This window comes from Cronbergia sp. UHCC 0137, assembly GCF_034932285.1.
GTDB lineage: Bacteria > Cyanobacteriota > Cyanobacteriia > Cyanobacteriales > Nostocaceae > Cronbergia.
In genome coordinates this window covers 1-9,155 of record NZ_JAYGHC010000006.1, presented here as the reverse complement: position 1 = coordinate 9,155, position 9,155 = coordinate 1, and the positions used below count along the sequence as shown (strand labels likewise).

Sequence of the window (9,155 nt, the reverse complement as noted above, 5' to 3'; positions counted from 1 at the left end):
AGCTTAACCGACAAGTATTGAAATAAGGTGCGTCAGAATCTGGAAGTTACTAAATTTTAGCCTAAATTATTTTGTCTGACGCACCCTACGGACTCAATTCTTTGTTTATTTATTTACTGAAAAAGAGTGCTGTTTAAATACATCCAAGGGTGAACAATTCCAATAATCAATGTGGGAAACAATTAAATTATCAGAGTTGAGACGTAATTCACTCCACCCAGAAATGGAAATGCGGGGTTTCCAAGGTAAAGGAGAATCCCAACTGAGTGTCCATTCACTTTTAATTGTGTCTTCTAATCGTTGAATATTGTGTAATTCCATGTTTATATGAAGAAAGAAAATCTTCATGAAATTAATCATTAATTTGTAAAGTTTAATTCCTCGAAATTTAAAAACAGCATCTTGAAAATAAACGTCTGGTGCGTAAATAGTGTAAGTTTGATTAATCGGAAATCTCTGATAGTCAGATTTAAGAGTTTCGATGATGTCCATAATTTTTAATTAGTAATTAGGCAATAGGTAAACTAAATTTCATCCCAAAGCCGTTCTAATTGTCGTCTCCAAGCAGCGATTACTTGATCTCGAATTTGGGGAGTTTGATCAATTTCTCCTAATAAACCTTCTGCATAAAAGCGTTCTAGGTTTTGCATTGTTGCTGTTAAGGATTGTCCTTGCTGTTTTGCTGCTTGAATTATTTGCCGCAGACGGGTTTCTAAAAGACTGTTGAAGACATCGTTGACACCAGCTTCATATAATGATATGAGTTTAGCGATCGCACTTGCTAAATCTGCACTAACCAAGGTATCACTATTGTGCTGAAATACTCCCCAAATTACCTCATCGTACACAGCATAACGGACTTCTTGGGTTTGATCAAAGTTGGCTTCTAGGAATTGTGTTAAAAACTGTTCGGCTTCTCTGACGGGCATAATCGGGAGTAATACTCGCAGCCAAGTATTATCTTCTGACAGTAGGATCAACAGCCTAAATGTATTATTATCTACCTGCCAAGACCCAGGAGCGATTGTTTGTATAATGTCCGCACTAAATAAATCTGTCAGCGTACCTGCTATTTCTTCGGGGGTCATAATTTTTGGATCAAGTTCTCATATCTAGGGTAACGCTTTTAGGTTTAGTAATTATACATATTTTCAGTTAGCGATCGCAATTCTATTTTTTATAAATTAGAAACACTGAACCAATGGGACCTAAATTTTCTACATAAATTTTATTATTATAATATAATCCCGGAGACATACCCCCATCAAACAAAATTCCTTCTTGAATCCTTCCCAAACAATTATTCCGAGCAATCCCTGTTAAAACATCATCAAACTGGTTTGGTAATAACTCTTTATTAACGGAAGAAAGTTGAATATTAGAATTAGCTTTTAGATCATTTACTAATAGAATAACATAGCCTTGATTTGTGATTGCTGCCATAGAGCGATTAGTTGCACCTTTACAAGCAAATTCTCCTAAAGCTTTGCAAATATCTTTAAATTGGCCTTGTCGATAAAATCTGCCATTACCTCCTACCAAATTGTAATTAAGAATATTATTATTTCTTCTTCCCGTATCAATAGTAGCTCTACGTTGCCTGGGGTTTCCTCCTGATATTCCAAAAGAAGAACGTTTAGTTTTAAATGCTCCTGAATAATCAACTCCACGGGAAACATTTAAACCTTGAGGTTTATCATCAGTTCCTATATAATCGGCATTAATCGCGGCAATTGGTCTTTTTCCTGCTAATTTAGAATTTTGATCAGAAATCATTGAACCAAACTGCTTTGCTATATATTCTTTTCGGAATTTTCCCCTAGAATCTTTAGCATAAATTGGATGAGATAAACCCACATTTACTTTAAAATCTAAAGCTGGTGATTTAGGATTAAAAATGATTACATGATTAATCCCTTGAGCATATCTTTCTCCGCGATTGTTCGTTTTAATAAATTCAATACTAAAATTAGGATTTTTACCTGGACAATTACCAGATGGTTTTGGTGTTGAATTAGCAACCATATCTTCACAACCGAATAGTAAAGCTGCTGTCACTATTCCACTAAATATCATCAATAATTTCTTTGTTTTCATATTAACGTAAGTTGCTATTTAGGGAAATTGTCTGATATGGCTAACGCCACGCTACGCGAACAGGATGTCCAGGATTAAAGGATTTACAGGATGAAGTCAACTTAGGATTAAATCGGCGGTTAAAAACCGCATCTACACAGGCAAAACCCACCTCCGTGGGTTATCAGATCCTCGATTTTTCCTGAGTCCGCGCAGGCGGACTTTGTTTGTGTAGCCGCGACTTCCAGTCGCCGGGGCTGAAGTTGACTTTGATTAAATATCTAAAGTGGTAAAGTGGTGGCGAAACCAAGATCAATTATATAGTAATTCCTAGTCTAATTTTACACCATTTCAGGAATAGAGCGATCGCTAGATATCTTCCCTCTCCCTCAGAGTAGACCGGAAACCATGTAAATTACTGTAAGCTTGGTCTAAAGTCCTATTAAAATGGCAAAATTTAGTAGAGTCCTAAATAAACTTATATTCCCAGCATGACCGCAACTATTCCTAATCTCCCTAGTCTGTACGATCCCTTTACCACTGAAGCTAAGTGGCAAAAATTCTGGGAAGAAAGCCAAGTTTATCAAGCTGACCCCAATCATGGCGGAGAACCTTACTGTGTGGTGATTCCACCTCCAAATGTCACCGGCAGTTTACATATCGGTCACGCCTTTGAAGGTGCTTTAATTGATACTTTTGTCCGCTACCACAGGATGAAAGGACGAAATACTCTGTGGCTACCGGGAACTGACCATGCCAGTATTGCTGTCCAAACAATTCTGGAAAAAGAACTCAAAAAAGAGGGTAAAACTCGCTACGATTTAGGGCGGGAAAAGTTCCTAGAACGGGCTTGGCAGTGGAAAACCGAGTCAGGAGGAACAATAGTCAATCAATTGCGCCGCTTGGGGGTTTCCGTCGATTGGACAAGGGAACGCTTCACCTTAGATGAGGGTTTATCTCAGGCTGTGGTTGAGGCATTTGTCCGGTTGTATGAAGAAAAATTAATTTATCGTGGTGAATATTTAGTTAACTGGTGTCCGGCTTCCCAATCGGCTGTATCTGATGTAGAAGTAGAAAATCAGGAAGTGAATGGAAATCTGTGGCATTTCCGCTATCCCCTCACAGATGGTTCTGGTTTTGTAGATGTGGCGACGACCAGACCGGAAACCATGCTTGGTGATACAGCAGTGGCAGTTAACCCCAAAGACGATCGCTATCAGCACCTAATTGGTAAGACTATCACATTACCAATCATGAATCGAGAAATCCCCATCATTGGCGATGAATTAGTTGATCCTACCTTCGGCACAGGTTGCGTCAAAGTCACACCAGCCCATGATCCCAACGACTTTGAAATGGGTAAGCGTCATGATTTGCCGATGATCAATATCATGCACAAAGACGGCACTTTGAACGAAAACGCGGGTGAATTTCAAGGACAAGACCGCTTTGTAGCCAGAAAGAATGTAGTTGCCCGATTAAAAGCTGATGGTGTATTAATCAAAATAGAAGAATATAAACATACAGTACCTTATAGCGATCGCGGTAAAGTACCCGTTGAACCCCTCCTTTCCACCCAGTGGTTCGTGAAAATCCGTCCCCTCGCTGACAAAAGTTTAGAATTCCTCGACCAGCAAAACTCCCCGGAATTTGTTCCCCAACGTTGGACAAAAGTTTATCGTGATTGGTTGGTAAACTTACGGGACTGGTGTATTTCTCGCCAATTATGGTGGGGACATCAAATCCCCGCTTGGTACGCAGTCAGCGAAACCAATGGAGAAATCACCGACACCACACCCCATTTTGTCGCCAGAACCCAAGCAGAAGCCCTAGAAAAAGCCAAAGCCGAATTTGGGGAAGAAGTTAAATTAGCCCAAGACCCCGACGTATTAGATACCTGGTTTTCTTCAGGAATTTGGCCATTTTCCACATTAGGCTGGCCAGAACAAACCCCCGACTTCCAAACCTACTACCCTACCACCACCTTAGTTACAGGCTTTGACATCATCTTTTTCTGGGTAGCCAGAATGACCATGATGGCCGGTCACTTTACCGAACAAATGCCCTTTAAAACCGTTTATATTCACGGTTTGGTTAGGGATGAAAACAATAAAAAAATGTCAAAATCAGCCAATAATGGGATTGATCCATTATTACTGATAGATAAATATGGGACAGATGCCCTGCGGTACACCTTAGTTAAAGAAGTAGCCGGTGCTGGTCAAGATATCCGTCTAGAATACGATCGCAAAAAAGACGAATCAGCCTCCGTAGAAGCTTCCCGCAACTTTGCCAATAAACTGTGGAATGCTGCCCGGTTTGTAATGATGAATTTAGACGGGCTTTCCCCCGCCCAACTAGGTCAACCACAGCCCACAGAACTCAGTGATAGATGGATACTGTCCCGCTACCATCAAGCCGTTAAAGATACCACCAACAACATCGACAACTACGGCTTAGGAGAAGCAGCTAAAGGACTGTATGAGTTTATTTGGGGCGATTTCTGCGACTGGTATATTGAATTAGTCAAATCGAGATTACAAAAAGAAGCAGACCCCGCATCTCGCAAAGTTGCCCAACAAATTATCGCCTACATTTTAGAAGGGATTTTAAAACTACTCCATCCCTTAATGCCCCACATTACCGAGGAAATTTGGCAAACCCTCACCCAACAACCAGTAGAAAAACCCCAGTTCTTAGCCCTCCAAGCTTACCCTGAAGCGGATGCAAATTTCATCAACCCCGCTTTAGAAGAACAATTTGCCCTGTTAATTAGCACTATCCGCACAATTCGTAACCTCCGGGCAGAAGCGGATATTAAGCAAGGGGCAAAAATCACCGCTAACTTGGAATCTGCCAGCGCAACGGAAAGATCAATTCTGAACGAGGGACAGTCTTACATCAAAGATTTGGCCAAAGTCGAGAATTTAACCGTTACAGGTGAAGAAACCAGCCAAAAATCGACGATTAAATTACCTATCAAAGGTTTAAAGACCATTGGCTTAATTATAGTTGGTGTAATTTCCCTGAGATTAGGCTTCATGCTGGGAAATGCTACTTATCGTATTCCCGTAATTGGTACTTTCTTTGAAACCATTGGCTTGGCTTACGCAACTTGGTATATCACCCGCAACTTACTAACTGTTCAGTCCAGAGAAAAATTATTGAGTCCGTGGTTCAAGTCAACTGATACCCAAAACCTACCCCCAACAGAAACCGAAAATTCCATTGCTGGTGTTGTCGGTACGGTACAAGTAGTAATTCCCTTAACCGGGGTAGTAGATGTGGATGCCCTCCGTGCCAAACTAGAAAAAAGTCTTAGTAAAGTAGAAGCAGAAGCCCAAATTTTAACTGATAGATTAAGCAATGCCAAGTTTGTGGATAAAGCCCCCGCCGATGTGGTACAAGGTGCTAGGGATGCCTTAACAGAAGCACAAACCCAAGCAGAAATTTTGCGCGATCGCCTACACTGTCTCGAAGATTAACACTGACATACTTAAACACAGATGCGATCGTTAATGGTCATGGGTAATATAGCAGGAGTCAGGAGTCAGGAGTCAGAAGTCAGGAGTAAAACCCTGTTGTGAAACGAGTTTCATCAATGGCTTGCGTCAAGCTGGACTTACGCAAAATATCACTCAAACCCTCATTCCTCTGTGTTCTCTGTGCCTCTGTGGTTCGTTCACCATCAAACCCAATTACCCATGACCAAATTTTAAATTGAGAACAAAGCGATCATGCTATATCTAGCCCAGGTATGTAAAAATGAGTTTTTAGAACAGTACCAATTGCGCTTATTAGCACGTCAGGAAGCTGAACACTTATGGACAATTATTTCCGAAGAAGCAGTGATTCTCCTGGGCAAAGGTAGTACAATCAATGATAATTTACTTGTGTTAGTAGATCTTTCTCCCACAGGTGATATTGAAAAAATAGAAGATGCTACCCAATGGGTAATCTATCTAGTGCAAACTTATCTTGCCAGTGGCATTACCCCAGAATTTTTACAGCAAGAAGCACAATTAGCGGAACAATGGCGACAATCTTTAACATTAAAAAGCCAAGACTTAGCCCGTCGTTCCTTAGAATTAGAAGCCCGTCGTGAACAAATTCAAGCCTTAGAAGAAAGTATTCAACGTGATAAAAACGGCTCTGAAAATAATTCCTAGCTAATTCTATCTTATGTCCAGTTATTAGGGGAAACTTCAAGCGATCGCTCTCAATTTTTAGGAAAAATTTACAAGTGCGATCGCTATTAATGAAGCAATGGTAATTTATGAGTAAAATTGATGATCTTACTCGGTTATTCCCAAAAATAATTTTTCGGATTAACAAACCACAGAGGCGCAGAGAGCGCGGAGGAATGAGGGATGGAGAGGTTTTTTATTTAATTGAGTAATTCAAGAGTTAGAACTAGAACAAGAATAAACTAATACCAACTCGCCGAATTAGGGGATATTTTGGCTCATGTTTATTTTAGTCCGGCTGACTGACAAGGAAATAGTTTAATAGTTTTATCTCCACAACCAGCAGCTAAAGTTTTACCATCTGGGCTAAAAGTAACTGAATAGAAAGGTTGATCACCACTGGTAAAATTTGAGATTTCTTGACCTGTATCCACCCGCCATAATTTTACAGTTTTATCTTGACTACCACTCGCTAAAATCTTTTTCTTTGAATGAAAAGCAACTGAACAAACATGATCTGAATGTCCAGTAAGGGTACATATTTCTTCTCCACTTTCCCAGTGCCATAATTTGATAGTTTTATCTTCACTACCACTTGCTAAAATCTTTCCGTCGGGGCTAAATGCTAGAGATTTAATGCCACCAAACCAATCAGAATGCCCTGTTAAAGTATTAACATTCTTTTCAGTTAGATTCCAAATTTTTATTGTTTTATCATTACCGCCACCACCACTTGCTAAAATTTTACCATTTCGACTAAAAGCAACAGACAAAATATTATCGGAATGTCCATGAAATGAGGATATTAGCTTTCCTGTATTCAACGACCAAATTTTAATAATCTTATCTTGACTACCACTTGCTAAAATTCTTCCATCTGGACTAATTGAAACACAGTGAACCTTTCCTTCATGTCCCGTCAGAGTTAAAGTTTGTATTCCTGTTTCAACATCCCACAACTTAATAGTTTTATCATCACTTCCACTCGCTAAAGTTTTACCATCTGGGCTAATAGCTACCGAGTTAACATTTCCATCCCAACCGGACTTTTGATGTCCTGGCAATATGCGAGATTCGTTGGTAGCTAAGTTCCAAATTCTTACAGTTTTATCTTCACTACCACTTGCTAAAATCTTTCCATCTGAACTAAAAATAACAGAAAGAACTTTATTTGAATGTCCTTTGAGGATAGGTATTAAGTTTTCCATGCTTTTGTTTAAATTAAGTTCTGCAATTTAACGAACAAGTAAAATTTCATTTCTGTTAGCAGCACCTAAAACTGGCAAAGAATTTTTGGGTGAGTGGGGTGTGAGAGTAGAAGGAATACTGGTAGATATTTGTAATTTTTCAACTAATTGCTGTAAAAGCTGGTCTTGTTGAGTACGGAAAGCAGAAACACTATTACCACGATTGATAATTGCAAACCAAACCAAACCGCGATCGCGCGTGGGTACAACTCCTGCTAAGGCACTAACAGTATTTAAAGTACCAGTTTTCATCACCGTGGCAATTGGTAAATTTCGAGAATTTAATGTCCCCCGACGATCAAACCCAGAAGTAGGGAATAAATCAGCTAAGGTCAACTGATGAGCCAAAGCTTCCTGATGTAGTGCCATAAACATAGCACAAACTGCCCTTGGAGAAATACGGTTTTCTTGTCCCAATCCAGAACCATTAATTAACTGAATTTCCGATTGGGGAACTCTAGCCAGACGAGCAGCAGTCGATTGAACTACACTTGCTCCTCCCACCGATTGCGCTAACATTTCGGCTATATCATTATTACTATAAACGTTCATTTCCTTGATAATTTGCTTCAAGGGTATAGAACGATGACGAATCAATAAAGTTTGTTGAGAGTAAGCCTGGTCTGCTACTTTAACAGTACCATTAATTAGCACTTGGGGTTTCAGTGTACCCTTGGGCATAATTGAATGTTGGTAAACCACGGAACGATTCCAGGTTTTGTGATTTAAAGCTTGCTTGAGTAATTGACCAGCTAATTGGGGTTGACTCTGAAAATTCATGGCAAAACTGCCCGCAATTACCAGATTACCTTTTACCTGCTTAATACCCATTTTATTCAAAGTATTGCCGAGAGCGATCGCTTCTTCACCGACAAACATCGGATCACCACTTCCAGTAATCACCAAATCACCATGCACTACTCCATTAACTACCGAACCTGTAGCACCCACTAAAGTTTCAAATTGATGGTTTGGACCCCAAGTTTTAAAAGCAGCCAATGACGTTGCTACCTTAGTTAAAGACGCAGCAGACAGAGGAGTTGTACCTTGATGATTAGCAATCAGCATTGGACCCGACTGTAACCAAATTCCCTGCTGTTGAATCAGGTTTTGCGTCACCAACTTAGAACTGAGCAATCCCTTGAGATATTGTTGCACAGTCATAGCTCCAGAGGGATTGGGATCAGGTGCAATAACCAAACCAGGGCTACTTTGCCAAGCTAATGTCTCTAACACATCTAAAGGCTTAATCTGTACCCCAGCCATGTCCAACCACAGTGAAACCAAACCTGAACCAAATAATTCCAGCATCTTTAATTCCTTTATTTTTATTGATAACCGTTATAGCAAGAAAAATATCCGAATGGTAAGGAGTCAGGAGTCAGGAGTCAGGAGTCAGAATATTTCTGAAATCAGGAGTAGACAGAAGTTAGATTCACTCGAAATCATCACATTGGACTTTAAAAGCTTTTTAGGTATATAAAGCTAAAACTGAGATATATCAAGGGTTTGAAGGTAAAAAAAGTGAATTAAGTGCAAGGAATAAGTGTTGAAACTGTTCATTTACCTATCACCTGACCAGATTTAATACTTTTCTTCTCTTCTTCTAATTCTTCATCCTGACTCCTGACTCCTGACTCCTGAC

Annotated in this window: 7 protein-coding genes; 2 read left to right on the top strand and 5 right to left on the bottom strand. The window is 39.8% G+C overall.

Translation table 11 applies throughout. The annotated features are described in order from the left end of the window. Positions 1-105 precede the first annotated feature (105 nt). The 3 genes from VB711_RS04045 to VB711_RS04035 all read right to left on the bottom strand — a co-directional run bounded on the left by VB711_RS04045 (position 106) and on the right by VB711_RS04035 (position 2,097). Positions 106-492 (bottom strand): DUF2358 domain-containing protein, encoded by a 387-nt coding sequence (locus VB711_RS04045; RefSeq protein WP_323284441.1) that lies wholly within the window; start codon positions 490-492, stop codon positions 106-108. Between the two features lie 32 nt (positions 493-524). Next, complete coding sequence (locus VB711_RS04040; protein WP_323284440.1) at positions 525-1,088, bottom strand: hypothetical protein; 564 nt, start codon at positions 1,086-1,088, stop codon at positions 525-527. An 82-nt stretch (positions 1,089-1,170) separates the two neighbouring features. Next, the gene (locus VB711_RS04035) at positions 1,171-2,097 is read right to left on the bottom strand and encodes a phosphodiester glycosidase family protein (protein ID WP_323284439.1); all 927 of its coding nucleotides are present in this window, start codon (positions 2,095-2,097) and stop codon (positions 1,171-1,173) included. Positions 2,098-2,567: 470 nt separating this feature from the next. On the opposite strand from VB711_RS04035, the gene VB711_RS04030 reads away from it, so the two are divergent. Then, positions 2,568-5,561, top strand: coding sequence for a valine--tRNA ligase (locus VB711_RS04030; protein ID WP_323284438.1), 2,994 nt, complete (start codon positions 2,568-2,570; stop codon positions 5,559-5,561). A 252-nt stretch (positions 5,562-5,813) separates the two neighbouring features. Further along, entirely contained in the window at positions 5,814-6,245 is a 432-nt protein-coding gene (locus VB711_RS04025) for a hypothetical protein (protein ID WP_323284437.1), read from the top strand. 302 nt (positions 6,246-6,547) lie between these two features. On the opposite strand, the gene VB711_RS04020 is transcribed toward VB711_RS04025, so the two are convergent. Both VB711_RS04020 and VB711_RS04015 read right to left on the bottom strand, forming a co-directional pair. After that, positions 6,548-7,471: a WD40 repeat domain-containing protein gene (locus VB711_RS04020; RefSeq protein WP_323284436.1), complete on the bottom strand. Its 924-nt coding sequence runs from the start codon at positions 7,469-7,471 to the stop codon at positions 6,548-6,550. Between the two features lie 27 nt (positions 7,472-7,498). After that, positions 7,499-8,821, bottom strand: coding sequence for a D-alanyl-D-alanine carboxypeptidase (locus tag VB711_RS04015; RefSeq protein ID WP_323284435.1), 1,323 nt, complete (start codon positions 8,819-8,821; stop codon positions 7,499-7,501). Positions 8,822-9,155: the final 334 nt, after the last annotated feature.

Bases quoted from the DNA above. Each gene is read 5' to 3' on its own strand.
- VB711_RS04045 (WP_323284441.1), bottom strand. From the start codon at position 492: ATGGACATCATCGAAACTCTTAAATCTGACTATCAGAGATTTCCGATT.
- VB711_RS04040 (WP_323284440.1), bottom strand. From the start codon at position 1,088: ATGACCCCCGAAGAAATAGCAGGTACGCTGACAGATTTATTTAGTGCG.
- VB711_RS04035 (WP_323284439.1), bottom strand. From the start codon at position 2,097: ATGAAAACAAAGAAATTATTGATGATATTTAGTGGAATAGTGACAGCA.
- VB711_RS04030 (WP_323284438.1), top strand. From the start codon at position 2,568: ATGACCGCAACTATTCCTAATCTCCCTAGTCTGTACGATCCCTTTACC.
- VB711_RS04025 (WP_323284437.1), top strand. From the start codon at position 5,814: ATGCTATATCTAGCCCAGGTATGTAAAAATGAGTTTTTAGAACAGTAC.
- VB711_RS04020 (WP_323284436.1), bottom strand. From the start codon at position 7,471: ATGGAAAACTTAATACCTATCCTCAAAGGACATTCAAATAAAGTTCTT.
- VB711_RS04015 (WP_323284435.1), bottom strand. From the start codon at position 8,821: ATGCTGGAATTATTTGGTTCAGGTTTGGTTTCACTGTGGTTGGACATG.